The following is a 19,498-nucleotide window of genomic DNA, read 5'->3' as shown; positions in this document are numbered from 1 at the left end:
CGGCGGGGCCCCTGTCGTGCGGGGCCCCACCGGGCCGTCAGGCGTCCAGGCCGCGTAGCACCAGCGGGAGCCGGGTCACGGCGCCGTCGACCACCCGGACCGGTACCCCCCAGTCCTGCCGGGTCAGGTGGCACGCCGCGTGCTCGACGTCCGCGTCGCAGGTCGCCGCCTGGGCGGTCACCTGGAGCACCCCAGCGGTGACCTCGCCGTTGAGCACCAGCCGGCGGGACAGCTCGGTGCCCGTGCCGGCACCATCCACCAGCAGCTCCGGCGGGGACGCGGAGACCACCAACCGGGTCGACGGCCCGTACGTCTCGTCCAGCTTCTGCCCCGGCGCCGGGGAGAAGATGATGTCCAGGGTGACCTCACCGGCCGCGACGTCGGTCGGTTTGCGTTCGGTGCGGTGCCGGGGGCCATCCACCGTGCTGGCACCTGCCGCCGACAGGGCGCCCGGGGCGAGTCGGGTCAACCGGTGCGCGGCGGACTCCACCACCAGCACCTCACCGGCCGGGGTGAGCACCAGGTCGCTGGGCTCCGCCAACCCGTCGGCGACGGTGGAGACCTGGTTGCTGACCGGGTCGAAGCGCCGCACGGCTCCGTTGTACGTGTCCGCGATCAGCACCGAGCCGTCCGGCAGCGCACACACGCCCAGCGGGTGCTGCAGCAGAGCCGACTCCGCCGGACCGTCCACGTGCCCGAAGTCGAACAGGCCCTGCCCGACGGCGGTGCCCAGCACACCGTTCTCGACGTACCGGACGGAGCTGGTCTCGCTGTCGGCGACCCAGAGCCGGGTGCCGTCGGCGGAGACGGAGAGCCCCGACGGCTGCGCCATCCACGCCTCGGTCAGCGGGCCGTCGCGCAGCGCCTCGACCGTGGTGCCGGCGTACATGCCGGCGGTCCGCTTGATCGGATCGAACCACCAGAGCTGGTGGATGCCGGCCATCGCGATGATCAGCTTGTCGTCGTACCAGGCCAGGTCCCACGGGGAGGAGAGGTCCACGGCGAGCGCGTCATGGGCGTGGTCGTCAACCGTGGCTCGCCACTGCCGCCCACTGCCGGCCACGGTGACCACCTCGCCGGACTCCAGCCGTACACCGCGCAGCAGGTGGTTGACCGTGTCGGCCACCACCAGGTCGTAACCGGCGACCTCGGCGACGTGCGTGGGCAGCAGGCACACCCCCTGCGGCTCGGAGAACGTCGCCGCGGCGCCCGGCCCGTCGGCCCGACCCCGCTCGCCGGAGCCGATCCGGCGCACCGGCGTCTCACCGTCCGGGGCGACCTCGACCAGGGAGTGCCGGGCCGAGTCCGAGACCAGGAGGTTGCCGTTCGGCAGCAGCGCCGCCTTACCCGGGAAGCGCAGCGCGGTCTCCGGTGCCGGCGGCGGGACGTACGGGCCGTCACCCCGGTGCAGGGTGCCCTTGGCCTCGTGGGTGGCGATCAGCTCGTCTATCAGCCGGGCCAGCCCTTCGGCGTGCCCCTCGCCGGCCATGGTGGCCACCACGTAACCCTCGGGGTCGATCACCGACAGGGTCGGCCAGGCCCGGGCCGCGTACTGCTGCCACATGTCCATCTCGGGATCGTCGAGTACGGGGTGGTGCACCCCGTACCGCTCGACGGCGGCGGCGAGCGCGTCGGCGTCCTTCTCGTGCTCGAACTTCGGCGAGTGCACACCGATCACGACGAGCACGTCGCCGTACTTCTCCTCCAGCGGTCGCAGCTCATCGAGCACGTGCAGGCAGTTGATGCAGCAGAACGTCCAGAAATCCGCCAGGACGATCTTGCCGCGTAGGTCCTGCAAGCTCAGGTTCCGGCCGCCGGTATTGAGCCACTGCCGGCCCCGAAGCTCAGGTGCACGCACACGTGCTGTCGTTCCCATGCCTGTCAGCCTGCCACGCCCCGTAGGCCCGATCGCCGCGACCTGGACCACAGACGATCGAAGGGCTCTGGCCTGTGCGGTGCGTCGCGGCGATCAGTGGCAGCTCAGCGGTGCGGTGCTCGGCGTGTCGGGTTGCTCAGCTGCCAACGATCAACGGGCTAGCGCACCTATCTCGCTGACCTCGGTTTCAAGGGTGGGATGGTGGGACAGGCCCAAACCGCTCTGCCGGAGCGCACCACCGCTGCCAGGGGGTGACTTGATGGATGGTGGGGGCAGGGCGGCCAGTTGGTGGGGCGGCCCAGTGACCACAGCGCCTCCACCGCCCAGTCCTGGACCTGGTCGGCGAGCGCGACGACCTGGGTGACGGATGGTTGGCCAAGGTCGATGGAGATGCCCTGGCCGGAACCGTCGGAAGCGTAGAGAAAGGCGCTGGCGGTCTGTGGGTCGTCCCGCCATGGTTCATCCCGAAGGTCGGGCTGCACCCCGCCAGGCTTTCCGAGATCGGACAAGAGCGGCTCCAGCGCCGCCGCCAGCTCGCGTTCCACAACCGGATTGTGCCCGAGATCCTGAGACTCGTAAGGACCCCGGCACGACGACGGCGGGGTCACGGTTGCCCGTGACCCCGCCGTCGGTGGGTCTACTTCGTGGCCGGCTTGAGGCAGAGCACCCGGTTGGTGCCGTCACCCGGCAGCACCACGTGGGGCTGCGTCGTGTCGGTGCACTTCTCCTTGGCGTCCACCTTCGAGACGATCGTGAACGCACCCGCCTCGCCGCAGTTCGCCGCCGAGGCGCCACCCTCGCCGGACTGCTTCACACAGGTGCCGACCGCCGGGTCGAAGGCCGGTGTGTCGTTCCCGCCGCCGACCTTGCCGAGCAGCAACAGCAGGCCGAGCGGCACCGCCAGGATGAGCACCGCGGCGATCAGCACCGCGGCCAGCACCCGACCGTTGCGTACCTTCGGCGTCGGTGGCTCGGCCTTCGGCTCCTCGGCGTCCGGCTTGAACGCGTCGAACCGGCCAGGGTCCGACTGGCTGGTCTCCTGGCCCCAGGCCGGCGCGGGCTGCTGCGGTGGCGGGAAGGCCGGCGGGAAACTGCCGCCCGGCACCGACTCGGTTGCCGGCCCGGCGCCGAAGCCCGGTCCGCCGAAACTCGGGCCGCCGAAGGCTGACGTCCCGTTCACCGCGGCGGTGCCGGCAGCCGGCGACCCGGGGCCGCCGAACTGGTCGGCCGGCCGCTCGGCACCGGCGTGCGGCCGAACGCCGTTCACCGGCCGGTTGTTGCCCGGGGTGTCGACGAAGGACGGCACACCGGGCGGGAACGCCGGCGGGGCCTCGTTGAACGCGTTCGGTGCGGGCTGCCGGTCGTCGAAGCGCGGCTCGGCAGCGGACTCGCCGCCCCAGCCGGGGCCAACCTGGCGCTGCGAGTCGTTCTGCCAGTCGGGTGCGACCTGGCGCTGCGAGTCGTTCTGCCACTCCGGTGCGCCCTGGCGCTCGGCAACCGGGTCGACCTGGAACGCCTCCGGCTCCGGCTCGTTCTCCGGCTCGGGTCGAGCCGGACGGCCGTACACCCGGGGTTGTGGCGTGGGCGTGCCAGTCGGTCGGATGGCCTGGTCGGTCGGGGGCATCACCCGGCTGGCCAACGGCACCGAAGCGCTCGCCGTGGCCCGGGCAGCCGACTCGGCCTCCGACAGCGGCACGACCGCGCGGCCCGCCCCGGACTCCGGAGAGGTACGCGGGGTAGGCACCACCGCGCCACTCGCGGGAGCGCCCTCGGCGTGGCCCCAACCGGCCGGCTCCGCCTCGTACTGTGCGGCGGCGTCCGGGGTCTCCCGCTCGGCGTACGCGGGCTGCTCGGGGATCGGGGCGAACTGGGCATGGGGCGTGTAGTCGGCCGGCGGGGCGGCGGCCAGGCTGGCACCTGGCACACGCTGCTCCTGCGGAGGCAGCGGCACCGCGTTCGCCGGCGAGATGCCCGGCGCGGGTGCGGGCTGGTAGGCCGGTGCGTCGTCGCTCCGGTCCGCCTCCCAGCCACCGCGGGACTGGGCGGAAGCTTCCGCTTCGGCGCGACCCCACACCTCGCCGGGTGCCCACGGCTGGACCTCTGGCACGCTGGAGTTGCCCTGCGCCGAGTTGTCCGGGTTGGCAGCCCAGCCGGGCACACCGTCGTTGCCGGGCACGCTGGCGCTGGCACGGGCGGGAGGGCCGCTCTGCTCCGCCGGGGTCCAACCCGCCGGCTCCGGCTGCTCGGTCGGCTGGTCCTGCGGCGAGAGCACCCAGTCCGGCTGCTGCGGACGGGCCTCGGCACCGCCCCAGGCGGCCGGCTGGGCGGCCTGGTCCTGCCGCACGTCGCCGCCGTCGCTCCATCCTGCGGGCTGCGCCTGCTGCTGTGCGGCCCACCCGCCGGAGCGGGACGAGTCGTCCTGCGCGGGCCAGTTCGTCGTCGGTGCCGGCACCTGGGCCGCGCCACGGGCCGCAGCCGGCTGGGCGGTCTGCCCCCACCCGGGGGCGGGCTGCTCGGTCGGCTCGGCGGCCTGGCCCCAGGTCGGCGGCGACTGCTCTGCCGGTGTCCACACCGGCTGGTCGTCGCGTGCGGGGGTAGCGGCGGGCCAGCCGCCGTTGCCGGACGCGGCGTCCTGCTGAGCGCCGCCGGACCAGCCGGCGGCCTGCGGCGGCTCGGGCTGCTGCGACTCGGCCCCGCGCCAGTCACCGGCGGGCGGGTTGGCCTGTGCCGTGCCGCCCCAGCCTCCGGTGCGGGACGGGTCTTCCTGAGCGGGCCAGGCGGCGGTGGCCGGAGGCACCTGCGCGGCGCCCCGGACGGCCGGCTGGGCCTGCACCCAGTCGGGCTGCTCAGCGGCGTTCGGAGTCCAGGTGGGTGCGGGTGCATTCTGCTCGGCCGGCGTCCAGCTCTGCTGCTGTGCGGCCCAGGGATCAGGCTGCGCCTGGGCCGGCGCGCCATCGTTGCCGGGCCATGTGCCGGGCTGCTGCTGTTGCGGCGGCTCGCTCGCGCCACCGCCGGCGGCCCAGGCGGGCTGCGCCGGGTCGCTGGGCTGCGGGGCAGCGGCACCCCAGGCGGGCTGCGCTGGATTGCCGGGCTGCGGGGCGGCGGCACCCCAGGCGGGGGTGGGTGGCTGCTCGGACTGGGTCGCCCATGCCGGCGTCGACGGGTTCGACCGCGTCGGCGGCGGGGGCGCCCAGCCCAGGTCGGGGCCGGCGGCGTTGTGGCCGTTGTCCGGCTGCGCCGGGCGGTCGCCGTACGGCGCCGGTCCGCCAGCGCCCGGTGACACCTCGTCCGGCTCCTGGCCGGTGCGGTGCGGGCCCTCGGACGTCATGGGTGCGCCTCCTCCATCACATGTCGGCTCGCCGGTGCCGATCGGTCTCCTCGGCATGGCTGCCGGCGTCACCGGCGTACCGCTGTGCCGGCTCCCCGCACGGTATCGGGTGGTGGCACAGCGCGTCCAAGGAGCACCGGTCGTCACTCCCCGTGGCCGGTCGGTGTCGAGCAGCTTCTATCGGCTCGGCCTGTGCCGGGTCGGCGGGCGGCGACCGAAGCCCACCGTACCGGGCGCTGCGGCAGGGCGGAATCCCGGTGGCGGGTGCGCGGAAACGGCAACGGCCCACCCGGTGGGCCGGGCGGGCCATCGATCTGAAGGAGGTGAGGAGTGTCGTGGAGCGTCAGCTCATGTGACGCTGGGCGATGACGAGGAGTTCCTCGCGAACTGCCGGCGAGTTCGCCGAGCGCAGCGCGTGCTCGATGGCACGGGCGCGGCGGTTGGCGTCGCGGTGGTTGCGGATTCGCTCGATCATGCTCATTGGTGGGTCCCCCTAGCTATTCGGTTGTCATCCCCTGATGCGTCTATTCAACCGCAGAACCCGGGTAACTTCCATCGATTATTAGGTGAGCTGAGACACCCGCCTAACAATCAAAGGTCAACAGGCCCTCCGACCCATGGTTCCGTCGCTCAAAGGACACGGCCGGTGTGCCGGGCGTTAACCCGTGGCACACCGGCCGTGGCTGGCGTTTCGAACGATCAGGTCCAGGCGAGCAGCGCCGCCTCCGGATCCGCGAGGAAGTCGCCGATGTCGCGCAGGAACTTCGAGCCCAGCTCACCGTCGATGATCCGGTGGTCGAAGCTCAGCCCCAGCGTGGTGACCTGACGTACCTTGACCTTGCCCTTGTGCACCCAGGGCATCTCCCGCACCGCGCCGAAGGCCAGGATCGCCGACTCACCCGGCGGGAGGATCGGCGTACCGGTGTCCACCCCGAACACGCCGACGTTGGTGATGGTCAGGGTGCCGCCGGACATGTCCGCCGGCGAGGTACGCCCGGACTTCGCCGTCTGCACCAGCGCGGTCAGCGCGTCCGCCAACTCCCGCAGCGAGAGTCGGCCGGCGTCCTTGACGTTCGGCACGATCAGGCCGCGCTCAGTGGCCGCCGCGATGCCGAGGTTGACGTACTCCTTGACCACGATCTCGTCGCCGGCCCAGGTCGAGTTGACCATCGGGTGACGCTGCACCGCCAGCAGCACCGCCTTCGCCACCAGCAGCAGCGGCGAGACCCGTACGTCGCGCCACTCCCGCCGGCCGCGCAGTCGGTCCAGTGCCTTCATCGCCCGGGTCACGTCGACGGTCAGGAACTCCGTCACGTGCGGAGCGGTGAACGCCGAGCGGGACATGTTCTCGGCGGTGAGCTTGCGGACCCCCTTGACCGGGATGCGCTGCTCCCGGTCCGCACCGAAGCTGGGGGCGGTCGTCGTCGTCGCCACCGACGTCGCCGCGATCGGCTCCGCCGCCGCGACGGCACCGCTCGCCGCCTGCTGCACGTCCTCCCGGGTGATCGAGCCCAGCGGCCCGGACCCGGTCAACGTGCCGAGGTCGACCCCGAGGTCCTTGGCGAGCTTGCGAACCGGTGGCTTGGCCAGCACCAACCCGCCGCTGCTCGACCCGTTTCGTCGATCATGGACCTGTGGTGCCGGAATCGTTGAGGTAGCAGCCGGTTTGTCAGCCACCACAACTCCAAGATCGGCCCGAGCGGGGGTTGGGGTTGGGGTGTCGGTTTTGCGGGGGCGGCGCTTCGCGGAGGTGGTACGCGGGCCGTAGCCGACCAGCACCGCCGTCCGCCCACCCGGGGCGGGACCACCGATCAGGCCCGGCTCCACCATGCCCTCCGCTGGCGCCAGCTCCACCGCCGCCAGCGAAGCCGCCGACGGGGTGGGAAGGTCGTCACTGGGCGTGGCTGTGGTCGACGGCGTCTCCAACGGGCCGGCGCCCGGGTCGGTGTCGATCGCGATGATCGGCGTACCGACCTCGACCGTGGTGCCGTCCGGGTGGAAGATCGCCTGCACCTGCCCGGCCCACTTCGCCGGGATCTCCACCGCCGCCTTGGCCGTCTCCACCTCGACGATCGGCTGGTTCAGCTCGATGGTGTCGCCGACTTTGACCAGCCAGGCCAGGATCTCGCCCTCGGTCAGCCCCTCGCCCAGGTCGGGCAGGTTGAACGTCTTGATCCGGGACATGCCGCTCACCAGCCGAAGGTGCGGTCGACGGCGTCGAGCACCCGGTCCAGGTCGGGTAGGTACTCCTCTTCCACCCGGGCGGCCGGGTAGGGGATGTCGAAGCCGGTCACCCGCAGCACGGGCGACTCCAGGGAGTAGAAGCACTCCTCGGTGATCCGGGCCGCCAGCTCGGCACCGAGGCCGATGTTGGACGGCGCCTCGTGCACCACGATCGCGCGGCCGGTGCGCTTCACCGACTCGTACGCCGCGGTCAGGTCCAGCGGGGAGAGCGAGCGCAGGTCGATGACCTCCAGCTCCCGGCCGTCCTCGGCGGCGGCGGTCGCCGCCTCCAGGCAGGTCCGCACCATCGGCCCGTAGGCCAGCACCGTGACGTCGGTGCCGGGCCGCACCACCCGGGCCGAGTGCAGCGGGTACGCCCCGGACAGCGGCGCGTCCAGGTCGACCTGACCCTTCTCCCAGTAGCGCCGCTTGGGCTCCAGGAAGACGATCGGATCGTCCGAGGTGATGGCCTGCTGGATCATCACGTACGCGTCCTGCGGGTTGGCGCAGGTCACGACCTTCAGGCCGGCGGTGTGCGCGAAGTACGCCTCCGGCGACTCGGAGTGGTGCTCGACGGCGCCGATGCCGCCGCCGAACGGAATCCGGATCACCATGGGGATGCTGAGCCTGCCGCCCGAGCGGTAGTGCATCTTCGCCACCTGCGACACGATCTGGTCGTACGCGGGGTAGACGAAGCCGTCGAACTGGATTTCACAGACCGGCCGGTAGCCGCGGATGGCCAGACCGACCGCGGTGCCGATGATGCCGGACTCGGCCAACGGGGTGTCGATGACCCGATCGTCGCCGAAGTCCTTCTGGAGCCCGTCGGTGATCCGGAAGACGCCGCCGAGCTTGCCGACGTCCTCGCCCATGATGATGACCTTGGGGTCGTTCTCCAGGGCGCGGCGTAGGCCGGTGTTGAGGGCCTTTCCAAGGGTGAGCGTCTCCGTGGCCATCAGTGCGCGCTCCCCTCGAACGACTCCATGTAGCGGCTGAACTGCGCGCGCTGCTCGTCGAGCAGCGGCGACCCGTTCGGGTAGACGTGGTCGAACATCGTCACCGGCTCCGGGTTGGGCATGTTGAGCACCCGCTCGCGCAGGTGCACCGACTCGCGGCGGGCCTGCTCGTCGACCTCGGCGAAGAAGGCCGCGTCGGCGATCTGCTGCTTCTCCAGGAAGGCCTTCACCCGGGCGATCGGGTCCTTGGCCTGCCACGACTCGACCTCGCTGGCGATCCGGTAGCGGGTCGGGTCGTCGGAGGTGGTGTGCGCGCCCATCCGGTAGGTGTACGCCTCGATCAGGCTGGGGCCCTGCCCGAGCCTGGCGTTGTCCAGCGCCGTGCGGGTGACCGCATACGTCGCCAGCACGTCGTTGCCGTCCACCCGTACGCCGGGGAAGCCGAAGCCAGCGGCTCGCTGGTAGAGCGGGACGCGGGTCTGCCGCTCCAGCGGCTCGGAGATCGCGTACTGGTTGTTCTGACAGAAGAAGACCAGCGGCGCGTTGAACACACTGGCCCAGACGAACGCCTCGTTCACGTCGCCCTGGCTGGTGGCCCCGTCGCCGAAGTAGGCGATCGCCGCCTCGCCGTCGTCGGTGCCGGTCTTGCCGTCCATGGTGATCCCCATGGCGTAGCCGGTCGCGTGCAGGGTCTGCGCCCCGATCACGATCGTGTACATGTTGAACTTGAACTCATTCGGGTCCCAGCCGCCCTGGTCGACGCCGCGGAACAGGCCGAGCGGCATGATCGGGTCGATGCCCCGGCAGTAGAGGACGCCGTGTTCCCGGTAGGTCGGGAAGGCCATGTCCTGGGTACGCAGCGCCCGTCCGGAGCCGACCTGCGCGGCCTCCTGGCCGAGCAGGCTGGCCCAGAGGCCCAGCTCGCCCTGGCGCTGGAGAGCGGTCGCCTCGGCGTCCAGCTTGCGGACCAGCACCAGATCGCGGTAGAGCCCGCGGTACTCCTCGTCGGTGAAGTCGACGCGGTACTCGGTGCCATCCGGCCCGGCGGCGCTGTCGATCCGTTCGCCTTCGGGGGTGAGCAGCTGCACCAGCGAGGGGTCGCCGGCCGCGCCCTTCTTGGAGCGGGGTGCGGCCCGCCTGCTGCGGGTGGTGCCCCCGGGGTCGCCCTTTGCCATCGGTGTCTCCCTGTCGTGTCTGCGTCGGCACCGGGGGGTCACCCGGCCGCGCAACTCGTGCGCCTGCCCGGCTGCTGCCGGGCCGGTTCCTGGCGGCCGCGTCTAGCCCCGGTGGGGGTTGCCGCGCGGCGTGAGCCGGGTTCTGGCCGAACCCGGATCGGGAGCGCCGGCGTTCAACCGCGCCTGCCGCGAGGGTGCGCGGAGGTCACGGCTGCGTTGCCGTCGTGCTCCATATTCGCAGAGCAGGTGAGCGCGCCCACAGTACGCCTGCCCCGCATTCCGGCCGCCCACGCTTTGACGTCGTTTGTCGTCATCATGCCGGCCTGCGTCAGCAGGGCGTTCAGGCGATGATTCGTCACCGTTCGGCCAGCACCGCGTGTCGACACGCGGTGGATGTTGGCTGACGCAGGGTGACTACGCCAGGGTGATTACCGCAGGATCGCGCCTATCGGGTTATTTGCCGGCTTTCTGGCTGGCGGCGTCCTTCCCAGTCCTCCGGCGGCCGACGTACAAGGGGTGTGCGGTGCACGAGCCAGGTGACGGTCCAGGCACACCGGCGCTCGGCCGGCACCGGTCGGCCGGCGGCTACAGCCGGGTGGTCGGCGTCCACCGTGCCCCAGGCGCCGGCAGCCCCTCCCGGGGCTACCTGCTCACCGTCGCACTGCTGGCCGGGACCGCGTCGATGCCCATCCTCGCCGCGATCAGCGCGGGCTCGGCCACCCCGGGCAGCACCGCACTGCCAGACAGCAGCACCCCGTTCATCCCGACCCCGTCGGTCGGGCCGGTGGTGATCCCACTGCCGGTGACCAGCCCGCTGGCGCCCTCACCACCCGGCACACCCAGCGTCGGCCCGACCAGCGGCTGGCTGCCCGCCGCTCCCCGGCGTACCCCGGACGGGCCGACCGCGGCCGACGCGGGGCCCGCCCGGCGGGCGAGCTCCCCGCCGCTGGCGCCGAAACCCACCCGGGGCACCGCGCCGCCCGTCCCCCCGCCCGTGCCGTCGCCGACGGGTTCGAAGACCAACCCGCCGGACCCCGACCCGACGGACCCGCCGGACCCCGATCCGACCGACCCCGATCCGACCCCGACCTTGACGCTGGACCCGACGCCCACGCTGGACCCGACGCCCACGCTGGATCCGACGCCCACGCTGGATCCGACGCCCACGCCGACGGACGCCTCGACCGCGACCGCCGTGCCGACCAACACGATGTCCCTGCCAGCCACCACACCCGCGCCGCCCGTCACCCCGGCTACACCGACCAGCCGGCCCAGCCCGGCAGTTCCCTCGCCCCCGGCGGTTCCTTCGACGTCCACAGTCAGCCTGTCGCCGCTGGCCGGACCGACGCACGTCACGGTGTCCTCGGCGGTAACGTGACGATCAGGAGCGGCCCATCCGGTGCCGGCGGTGTTCGGCAGTAGGCGCGTACCGGAGGGGGTGGCGTGGGCGGCGGTGGGGAACTCCGCCCGGTCACCACACGGTCCGGCCCAGGGCTGCGGATAGCTCGGCTGGTCACCGAGGTGACCGCACCGGCCGTGCTCGTGTCGCTGCTGATCATCACCGTGAGCTGGCACAGCGCACGTCGCCCAGGTCTGGGCCTCATCTGGGGTCTGCTCGCCACGCTCTTCGTCACCGGCATTCCGTTCGCCTACATCGTCGGCGGGGTACGCCGTGGCCGGCTCACCGACCACCACGTCGGCCTGCGCGAGCAGCGCCGGGCGCCGCTGCTGGTCGGCCTCGGCTCGGTCGCGGGAGGGCTGGCCCTCCTCGCCGTGCTCGGGGCGCCTCGCCCGGTGCTGGCGCTGGCGGTGGCCGGCCTCGTCGGCCTCGTGGTCGCCGTGTCGGTGAGCCACTGGTGGAAGATTTCGATCCACTCGGCGGTGGCCGCCGGCACGCTGGTGATCCTGGTGCTGACCTTCGGGGCCCGGCTGGTGGTCGCCGCGCCGCTGCTGGCGTTGGTCGGCTGGTCCAGGGTGCGGCTGAGGGACCACACGGTGCCGCAGGTGCTGGCCGGTGGTGTGCTCGGCGCGCTGATCGCCGCCCTGGTGTTCGGTCCGTTGCGCTAGGACGCGGGCCCTGGGCGGGCCCGGGGCGGGCGGCGTGGTGCCACCCGGCCCCGGACGCCGTCAGGCGCCGTCGTCGGCGAGCCGGTGCCGGTTCGCCTCGATCCAGGCGTCCAGCGCGGCCGGGTCGTCCGGGTCCACGCCGTCGGCCATCAGCTGTGCCACCGCTGCGGTGGCCGGGCTGCGCCGTTCACCCGTCGAGTAGAGGCGGGCGAACTCCGGCACCATCTCCTCGATCGCCTCATCGGTGCGCGTCGTCGCCGCCTCGGGCAGCCCGCGCTGGCGCGACGCGTACCGGGCCCAGGCGCGCAGCACCCGGGGCAGCATCGCCGCGTCGTCCATGTCCAGCACGGCCCGGCGGTGCACCCAGTCGAGCAGGAAGAGCCCCGACACCGCGGGGCTCCAGCGCATCGGGTCGGCGTCCGGGAAGGTCGCCGAGTGGTCCAGCAGCAGGCTCAGGCAGAAGTGCAGCGAGGCCAACTCCGGGCCGTCGACGGCGTCCAGCCCGAAGCGGGCGGCTTCCGGCGCGGCGAGGAACCGCCGAACCAGGTCGGTGCGCTCGGCGGCGGAGAGCGGCTCGACCTCCGCCGGGCCGGTCGGGTCGACCGCGGTGGGCAGCATCGCCAGCCGGGCGCCGACCAGCGCCCGGTCGGTGGCGAGAGAGCCCTCGTCGGGCAACTCGCTCAGGTCGTCGGTCACGGCGAGGTGGCGGGCCACCTCGCCACGGAGCCGGGCCGGATCCTCGGTACGGAACCAGGTCAACTCGTCGTCCGCGCACATCTGCCGGACCTGGTCCAGGATCCGTTCCGCCGGCCCGCCCACGAAGATGTCCTTGGTGATCCCGATGTTGTGGTCCACCAGGGCCACCAGCGCGTGCTCCGAGCCGCCGGACGCGTCGTCGTAGGCGAAGGTGGCGAGGTAGGAGGTCTGGTCGCCGTACACGTCGCCGTACGCCCAACTGCCGGTGAGGTGGACCCGGCCCAACTGCCCGGACCAGGTGGGGGCCTGGCTGCCCGGACGCACCCGCTCGGTGCCCTCGGCGTTCGGGACGAGCGTGGCGAAGACCTGCCGAATGGTGGTCGCCGCCGCGACCCGGCGGCGGGCGGTGGCGGCGAGAAACCCGGTGACGAACTCCCGTACGGCGGTGTCGCGGTCGGTCTCCGCGATCGCGTAGACACTGCCCAGCAGCGCGCTGCCGAGCATTTCGGCGTCGAGGGCGGACTCCAGCTTGGTCACGTCGCGTGCGGCGTGCAGCACCGCGTCGTAGGGGGTCTGAGGCGTGGCCATGCTCCGACCCTACGCCGCCCAGGGCGTACGGAGAGCGGTAGCGAGCCGCGTGGGGCGTCAGCGGCGGGCGGCGTCCCGCAGCGCGTCTCGCGCCTGTGCGTACGAGCCGAGCACGATCCGCACCGGTGCCAGCACGTACTCCTCGCCCACCAGGGCGACCTTCGCCGTCAACCGCTGCTCGGCGCGGGTCCGGGCGCGCCGGGCGGCCCAGCGCACCACCGGCCGGGTCAGCGCCGCCACCAGCAGCCCGGCCAGCAGCCCGCCGAGCAGCAGCAGGGTGGGCAGTGGCACCTGACCGACCATCGGGTTGTCCAGCTCGGGCAGGCCGAGCGCTCGCAGCGCGTAACCGAGCACCAGCCAGCCCAGCCCGACAACGGCCGCCAGGGTGACCAACCACTGCACACCGCCGACGGCCCGCCACCACAGCGGTCGACGGCCGAGACCGAGGTCGGTGCCGGCGATCGTGCGGTCCAGTGCGTCCGGCAGGTCGCCGAGGCGGGACCGGGCGGCAGAGGTCACCGCGTCGGGCCAGGCGGCGGGCAGGTCGACGGCGGCCCGGTCGGCCACCGCGCGGATCGCCAGGCCGAGCGCCGAACGCTGGGCGGCCGTCGGGTCCGGCACCGAGGTGGCCGCGACCAGGCTCTCCGCCGGGTCGACCTGGTCGCCGGTGGGGCCGGGCAGGTGCAGGCGACGCAGCGGGTCGGGCCGCAACCGTCGCCAGCCCCGGACCACGGGCCAGCCGGTGGCCGCGCCCGCCCGATGCCGGTACGCCAGCTCCACCGCCTCGGTCACCGCGGGCACCCCGGCCGCCCCGGCCAACGCCCGGTTCAGCCCGTTGACGGCCGAGTCGTCCGGCCGACCCGCCGGCCGGGCCGAGCCGACCAGCTCGTCCATCCCGGCGACGACCGCGTCGACGTCACCAGCGAGCCGGCGCAGCGCGGCCTGCCGCTCGGCGACCGTACGTTCCAGCGCGCTGCGCAACCCGACCATCCCGGCCGGGTCGATGGCGGTGGTGGACAGCAGGGGCACGCCGGTCAGCCCGTCCGTGTCGAGTAGCCGGCGCAGGTCGTCCAGGACCCTGGGCAGCTCAGCCGGGGGCAGCCGGTCGGCCTGGTTGAGGACGACCAGGGTGACGTCGCGGTGTCGGTGGAACTCGCGCAGGTAGCTGTCGTGGATGACCCGGTCGGCGTACTTCTGTGGGTCGACCACCCAGACCACCTGGTCGACCAGGCCGAGCAGCCGGTCCACCTCCAGTCGGTGGGACCGCTGCACCGAGTCGAAGTCAGGCAGGTCGAGCAGGATCAACCCGTGCAGCGCCGTCTCGTCGTCCGCGTCGAGGGCGCTCTCCCGGACGAAGCGGTGTCGGGGCAGTACGCCGATCCAGTCGAGCAGACGGTTCGCGCCCTCCAGCGGCCCCCACACGCAGGCGTGGGTGACGCCGGTGGTCGGTCGGCGGACCCCGACCGGTGAGAGCTGCAGCTGGGCCAATGCGTTGAACAGGCTGGACTTGCCGCTACCGGTGGCGCCGGCCAGGGCGACCACGGTGTGGTCCCGGGACAGCGCGAGCCGGGTGCCGGCCCGCTCGACCAGCGTGTGCGCGGGCACCAGGTCGGCGTCCGGCAGCAGGCCGTCCACCGCGCTCAGGAACCGGCGTACCGCCTCCAGTCGGGAGATCAGCGCGTCGGGGTCGATCCGCTGGTCACCGCGGAACGCCTCGCGTACCCGGCCGGTGATGTTGGTCACCGGGAACCCTCCTCGTCGGCGGCCGGCGGGATGTCGCCGCGGCCGGACAGGCCGCTGCGGTGCCGGGCCAGCTCGACCCGGCCGGCGGCCCGGCGCAGCCCGTCGCCGGCGTCCGCGGCGGTGCGGGCGTCGGCGGTGCGGCCCAGGAAGCGGTCGGCCTCCGCGTCGAGCAGCGTGCGCACCCGGTCCAGCAGATCGGCGCGGGCCTTGGCGGCGAGGGTACGCACCGCCTGGTCGCCGAAGATTGCCTGGAGGACGGCCTGCGCGGCGACCGTGGTGCCGGCCCCCGTAGCCAGCTCCAGCCCGGTCGGGATGAAAGCGGTGGAGGCGAAAACGGCGATCATCACGGCCAACCCGGTGGCGTTGACCGCGTACGCGGCGGTGCGGGCCACGAACCGCTTGTCGCCGCCCTCGACCCGGACCAGCTCCAGCACGCCGCGCTGCCAGTCCCGGACCATTCGTTCGGCGCGTTCGGGTAGGTCGTCGCTCGGGTGGGCGAGCGCCGGATCGAGCAGCCCGGACCCTGCCGGGTGTGCCTTCCACCCCGTGTACGCGGATTCGGCGGCCTCCGAGGCCACCCCGCGCAGCAGCGTGACCAGTTGTGATTCGATCGCGTCGCGCAGCTCGGCGGCGGGTGCCGGCCGGCCGGTGACAGCGGCCACGACCCGGTCCCGTAGACGCCCGATCCGCGCCTCCAGTGTGCGGAACAGCTCCCCGGTGCCGACGAACTCCTGCCAGCGGGCGAGCACCTCGCCGCGGAGCAGTCGGCCGTCCCGCAGGCCCTGCTCGACGGTGCGTTCGGCACCCCGGTACGCGGCAACGACCCGTTCGTCCAGCCCGTCGGCGGCGACGACCTGCTCGTCGGCGGCATCGGCCAAGTCCTCGACGGCGGGGTGCAGCGCGGCCAGCGCCCCGTCCAGCGTCTGGCGGACCACTGCCGCCCGAGCGTCCGCGTCGCCGGCCAGGCGGGCGAACCAGTCGGCCAGCGGCGCGGTCACCCCTTCGGGCAGCAGCCCCTGACCGTCGACCCAGGTCTCCGGCAGCACGAACAGCGGCGCCCGGCCGAGGTCCTGTTCGGCGAGCATCTCGGTCAGGTGCGCGGCGATCTCGTCGGTGGCCTCGGCAGGCACCCGGTCCAGCACCATGGCGATCACCGCGCCTCGCGTCCGGGCGCTGCGCAGCAGCTCCCAGGGAACCGCGTCGGCGTACCGGGCGGCGGTGGTGACGAAGAGCCAGAGATCGGCGGCGGCCAGCAGCTGGGTGGCGAGCGCCCGGTTGGCATCGACCACCGAGTCGATGTCGGGCGCGTCGAGGAACGCCAGCCCGGCGGGCAGTGCCGGGGCGGTGACGAGGTGCAGAGCGCGCGGATCTTCGCTCGGCTCGGTGGTGCGGGTCAGCCCGGGCAGCAGGTCACCCTGCCGGAACCAGGCCGCGTCGGACGGGTTGCAGACCAGCACCGGGGAGCGGGTGGTCGGCCGGAGCACGCCAGCGGCGCTGACCCGGGCCTTGACCAGGCTGTTGACCAACGTCGACTTGCCCGCGCCGGTGGAGCCGCCCACCACCACGAGCAGCGGGGCGTCCAGCCGTGCGAGCCGGGGCAGCAGATAGTCGTCGAGTTGGTCGGTGAGGGCGGCGGCGGTGTGCCGGGCGGGGCTGGCAGAGGGCAGTGCGAGGGGATACCGGGTCGCGCCGATCGCCTCCCGGAGGCCCGACAGCGCACCGGGGAGGCTGTCGTCCCCGGTGGTGGCGGGCAACTCCCCCGCGGCGTCCGGCGGGCCGGTGCGGGCTGCGACGGCGGGCGCGCCGGAACGGGTGGCGGGATCGCCGTGCGTCGTCACCGCTAAAGCGTGCCCGACCGATGCAAGGGAAGACAACCGGACAGTAATAACGGGTGGGTTGCGTCGGGTTGACTCAACTCAACTTGACGATTCGCCAGGGCGTGGCACTATTGAGTCAAGTTCACTCAACTTGTGGTGGGGCCCGCTGCGGGCGGCGCTCGCCAGGCAGCCCGCGGGCAATGCCCGTCACCTGCACAACCTTATGAAGCGAGGAAGCGAACATGGCACGTGCGGTCGGTATCGACCTCGGCACGACGAACTCCTGCGTCAGCGTTCTCGAGGGCGGTGAGCCCACCGTCATCGCCAACGCTGAGGGGTCGCGGACGACCCCGTCGATCGTCGCGTTCGCCCGCAACGGCGAGGTGCTCGTCGGTGAGGTCGCCAAGCGCCAGGCGGTGACCAACCCGGACCGGACGATCCGGTCGGTCAAGCGCGAGGTCGGCACGAACTGGTCCGTCGACATCGACGGCAAGAAGTACACCCCGCAGGAAATCTCGGCCCGGACGCTGATGAAGCTCAAGCGGGACGCCGAGGCGTACCTGGGCGAGCAGATCACCGACGCGGTGATCACTGTCCCGGCCTACTTCAACGACAGCCAGCGCCAGGCCACCAAGGAGGCCGGTGAGATCGCCGGCTTCAACGTGCTGCGGATCGTCAACGAGCCGACCGCGGCCGCCCTGGCGTACGGGCTGGACAAGGGCTCCAAGGAGCAGACCGTCCTGGTCTTCGACCTCGGCGGCGGCACCTTCGACGTGTCGCTGCTGGAGCTGGCCGAGGGCGTCGTCGAGGTCAAGTCCACCAGCGGTGACAACCAGCTCGGTGGCGACGACTGGGACCAGCGGATCATCGACCACCTGGTCAAGACCTTCCGGGGCGAGCACGGCATCGACCTGGCTCAGGACAAGATGGCCCTCCAGCGGCTCCGCGAGGCGGCCGAGAAGGCCAAGATCGAGCTGTCTGCCGCCACCACCACCAACATCAACCTGCCGTACATCACCGCTGGCGCCGCCGGCCCGCTGCACCTCGACGTGACGCTCAGCCGCGCCGAGTTCCAGCGGATGACGCAGGACCTGCTGGACCGTTGCAAGGGCCCGTTCGAGCAGGCCGTGAAGGACGCCGGGATCAAGATCTCCGACGTCGAGCACGTGATCCTGGTCGGCGGTTCGACCCGGATGCCCGCCGTGACCGATCTGGTCAAGCAGCTCACCGGTCGCGACCCGAACAAGGGCGTCAACCCGGACGAGGTCGTCGCCGTCGGCGCCGCCCTTCAGGCCGGTGTGCTCAAGGGTGAGGTCAAGGACGTCCTGCTGCTCGACGTGACCCCGCTGAGCCTGGGCATCGAGACCAAGGGCGGCATCTTCACCAAGCTGATCGAGCGCAACACCACCATCCCGACCAAGCGCTCCGAGGTCTTCACCACGGCGGACGACAACCAGCCGTCGGTGCTGATCCAGGTCTTCCAGGGTGAGCGGGAGATCGCGGCCTACAACAAGAAGCTCGGCACCTTCGAGCTGACCGGCCTCCCGCCGGCGCCGCGCGGCGTGCCGCAGATCGAGGTCGCCTTCGACATCGACGCCAACGGCATCGTCAACGTGCACGCCAAGGACCTGGGCACCGGCAAGGAACAGAAGATGACGATCACCGGTGGCTCCTCGCTGCCGAAGGACGACATCGAGCGGATGCGCCGGGACGCCGAGGAGCACGCGGAGGAGGACAAGCGCCGCCGCGACGACGCCGAGACCCGCAACGTGGCCGAGGCGCTCCAGTGGCAGACCGAGAAGTTCCTCGCCGAGAGTGGCGACAAGCTGCCCAGCGAGAACCGTGAGCAGCTCAACGAGGCACTCGGCGAGCTGCGCGGTGCCCTCGGCGGTCAGGACATTGAGAAGATCAAGTCCGCGCACGAGCGGCTGGCGCAGGTCTCCCAGCAGGCCGGTTCGTTGCTCTACTCGCAGCAGGCCGAGCAGCCGGGTGGCGAGGCCGGCCCGGGTGCGCCCGGTGCGACCGGTCCGCAGGCCGGCGCCGCCGGTGGTGCTGCGGGCGGTGCCGACGACGTGGTCGACGCGGAGATCGTGGACGAGGACGGCAAGAAGTGACCGTCGGCCTCCGGCACGTATCCACGGCGAAGGGGATGAGGTAGCCGCATGACGCAGAAGCCACGAGCCGCCGACCCGCGCGACGCCGGGTCGACGCCGGGTGGCTCCGCGCCCACGGAGCCGACAACCGGCGACGGGGAGCGGGTCGTCATCCGCAACAACCGCAAGCTCATCGACACATCGGAGCCGGCGGGCGCCGCCGCCGACGCGGGCAACGACGTCCCGGCCGAGGGCCTCGTCGAGGACGCCGAGGTCGTGGTCGACGAGATCGAGGTCGAGGTCAACTCCACCGACGGCCCGGAGCCGTCCGGCCCGCCGGTGGTGGACGCCCCGGCGCAGCCGGTCGACGGCGGTGGCACGGGCACCTCGCTCGGCGCCGAGCTGGAGGCGCTCCGGGCCGAGTTGGACGAGCGCACCAGGGATCTGCAGCGGGTGTCGGCGGAGTACGCCAACTACCGCAAGCGGGTCGACCGGGACCGCAGCCTGGTGCAGGAGCAGGCGACCGGCTCGGTGCTGGCCGCGCTGCTGCCGATCCTGGACGACCTGGACCGGGCTCGGGAACATGGCGACCTGGTCGGGCCGTTCGGCACGGTGGCGGAACAGCTCACCACCGCGTTGGGCAAGTTCGGCCTCAACGCCTTCGGCGAGCAGGGCGACCCGTTCGACCCGACCCGGCACGAGGCGGTCGCGCACCAGACCTCGGCCGAGGTCAGCGAGCCGACCTGCGTGCAGGTCATGCGGCGCGGCTACCAGCTCGGTGAGCGGCTCCTGCGCCCTGCGCTGGTCGCGGTCGCGGATCCGGAATAGTGCGAGGCAGTGACCGGGCCGTCCCGCCCCCCGCGCAACGGGGCGCGCCCACGGGCTGGGTCGCGGCACCCTGGAGTGGTTGTCCTCGGGCGATGAGGTGCTGACCTT

General features: G+C 72.7%; 13 protein-coding genes. 4 read left to right on the top strand and 9 right to left on the bottom strand.

Annotated features, from left to right (window positions below; translation table 11 throughout):
* Positions 1 to 37: 37 nt before the first annotated feature.
* The 6 genes from ABZT18_RS30680 to pdhA form a co-directional block, all read right to left on the bottom strand.
* Positions 38 to 1,876: an NHL domain-containing thioredoxin family protein gene (locus tag ABZT18_RS30680; RefSeq protein ID WP_354992891.1), complete on the bottom strand. Its 1,839-nt coding sequence runs from the start codon at positions 1,874 to 1,876 to the stop codon at positions 38 to 40.
* Positions 1,877 to 2,513: 637 nt separating this feature from the next.
* The gene (locus ABZT18_RS30675; RefSeq protein WP_354992890.1) at positions 2,514 to 5,204 is read right to left on the bottom strand and encodes a hypothetical protein; all 2,691 of its coding nucleotides are present in this window, start codon (positions 5,202 to 5,204) and stop codon (positions 2,514 to 2,516) included.
* A gap of 343 nt (positions 5,205 to 5,547) precedes the next feature.
* On the bottom strand, positions 5,548 to 5,685 hold the full coding sequence (locus ABZT18_RS30670) for a hypothetical protein (protein WP_007454215.1): 138 nt from the start codon (positions 5,683 to 5,685) through the stop codon (positions 5,548 to 5,550).
* A 218-nt stretch (positions 5,686 to 5,903) separates the two neighbouring features.
* A complete protein-coding gene (locus tag ABZT18_RS30665) occupies positions 5,904 to 7,388 on the bottom strand; it encodes a dihydrolipoamide acetyltransferase family protein (RefSeq protein ID WP_354993128.1) in 1,485 nt (494 codons plus the stop codon).
* Between the two features lie 5 nt (positions 7,389 to 7,393).
* Entirely contained in the window at positions 7,394 to 8,383 is a 990-nt protein-coding gene (locus tag ABZT18_RS30660) for an alpha-ketoacid dehydrogenase subunit beta (RefSeq protein WP_354992889.1), read from the bottom strand.
* Positions 8,383 to 9,558, bottom strand: coding sequence for a pyruvate dehydrogenase (acetyl-transferring) E1 component subunit alpha (gene pdhA / locus ABZT18_RS30655; protein WP_354992888.1), 1,176 nt, complete (start codon positions 9,556 to 9,558; stop codon positions 8,383 to 8,385). The genes ABZT18_RS30660 and pdhA overlap by 1 nt, the downstream gene beginning before the upstream one ends.
* Before the next feature lie 523 nt (positions 9,559 to 10,081).
* Between pdhA and ABZT18_RS30650 the strand changes: the two genes are divergently transcribed.
* Together ABZT18_RS30650 and ABZT18_RS30645 are read left to right on the top strand one after the other, a co-directional pair.
* A complete protein-coding gene (locus tag ABZT18_RS30650; RefSeq protein ID WP_355253134.1) occupies positions 10,082 to 10,936 on the top strand; it encodes a hypothetical protein in 855 nt (284 codons plus the stop codon).
* Positions 10,937 to 11,001: 65 nt separating this feature from the next.
* Entirely contained in the window at positions 11,002 to 11,625 is a 624-nt protein-coding gene (locus tag ABZT18_RS30645) for a phosphatase PAP2 family protein (protein WP_354992886.1), read from the top strand.
* A 60-nt stretch (positions 11,626 to 11,685) separates the two neighbouring features.
* Here ABZT18_RS30645 and ABZT18_RS30640 read toward each other — a convergent pair whose 3' ends face one another.
* Genes ABZT18_RS30640 through ABZT18_RS30630 form a run of 3 tightly spaced genes read right to left on the bottom strand, consistent with a single transcriptional unit; the run spans position 11,686 to position 16,490 of the window.
* Positions 11,686 to 12,909 (bottom strand): hypothetical protein, encoded by a 1,224-nt coding sequence (locus tag ABZT18_RS30640; protein WP_354992885.1) that lies wholly within the window; start codon positions 12,907 to 12,909, stop codon positions 11,686 to 11,688.
* 57 nt (positions 12,910 to 12,966) lie between these two features.
* Positions 12,967 to 14,652 (bottom strand): GTPase, encoded by a 1,686-nt coding sequence (locus ABZT18_RS30635; protein ID WP_354992884.1) that lies wholly within the window; start codon positions 14,650 to 14,652, stop codon positions 12,967 to 12,969.
* The gene (locus tag ABZT18_RS30630; RefSeq protein WP_354992883.1) at positions 14,649 to 16,490 is read right to left on the bottom strand and encodes an ABC transporter; all 1,842 of its coding nucleotides are present in this window, start codon (positions 16,488 to 16,490) and stop codon (positions 14,649 to 14,651) included. The genes ABZT18_RS30635 and ABZT18_RS30630 overlap by 4 nt, the downstream gene beginning before the upstream one ends.
* 221 nt (positions 16,491 to 16,711) lie before the next feature.
* Here ABZT18_RS30630 and dnaK point away from each other — a divergent pair, with 221 nt between their 5' ends.
* Together dnaK and grpE are read left to right on the top strand one after the other, a co-directional pair.
* Positions 16,712 to 18,583: a molecular chaperone DnaK gene (dnaK, locus tag ABZT18_RS30625; protein WP_354992882.1), complete on the top strand. Its 1,872-nt coding sequence runs from the start codon at positions 16,712 to 16,714 to the stop codon at positions 18,581 to 18,583.
* A gap of 48 nt (positions 18,584 to 18,631) precedes the next feature.
* Entirely contained in the window at positions 18,632 to 19,390 is a 759-nt protein-coding gene (gene grpE, locus ABZT18_RS30620; protein ID WP_354992881.1) for a nucleotide exchange factor GrpE, read from the top strand.
* Positions 19,391 to 19,498: the final 108 nt, after the last annotated feature.

Origin of the sequence: Micromonospora sp. NPDC005291, assembly GCF_040607415.1 — a bacterium.
GTDB lineage: Bacteria > Actinomycetota > Actinomycetes > Mycobacteriales > Micromonosporaceae > Micromonospora.
This window is presented reverse-complemented; position numbering and strand designations above follow the sequence as displayed.

Excerpts from the sequence above, each read along its gene's own strand:
- pdhA (WP_354992888.1), bottom strand. The coding sequence starts at position 9,558 with ATGGCAAAGGGCGACCCCGGGGGCACCACCCGCAGCAGGCGGGCCGCA.
- ABZT18_RS30665 (WP_354993128.1), bottom strand. The coding sequence starts at position 7,388 with ATGTCCCGGATCAAGACGTTCAACCTGCCCGACCTGGGCGAGGGGCTG.
- ABZT18_RS30640 (WP_354992885.1), bottom strand. The coding sequence starts at position 12,909 with ATGGCCACGCCTCAGACCCCCTACGACGCGGTGCTGCACGCCGCACGC.
- ABZT18_RS30680 (WP_354992891.1), bottom strand. The coding sequence starts at position 1,876 with ATGGGAACGACAGCACGTGTGCGTGCACCTGAGCTTCGGGGCCGGCAG.
- ABZT18_RS30670 (WP_007454215.1), bottom strand. The coding sequence starts at position 5,685 with ATGAGCATGATCGAGCGAATCCGCAACCACCGCGACGCCAACCGCCGC.
- ABZT18_RS30675 (WP_354992890.1), bottom strand. The coding sequence starts at position 5,204 with ATGACGTCCGAGGGCCCGCACCGCACCGGCCAGGAGCCGGACGAGGTG.
- grpE (WP_354992881.1), top strand. The coding sequence starts at position 18,632 with ATGACGCAGAAGCCACGAGCCGCCGACCCGCGCGACGCCGGGTCGACG.
- ABZT18_RS30660 (WP_354992889.1), bottom strand. The coding sequence starts at position 8,383 with ATGGCCACGGAGACGCTCACCCTTGGAAAGGCCCTCAACACCGGCCTA.
- dnaK (WP_354992882.1), top strand. The coding sequence starts at position 16,712 with ATGGCACGTGCGGTCGGTATCGACCTCGGCACGACGAACTCCTGCGTC.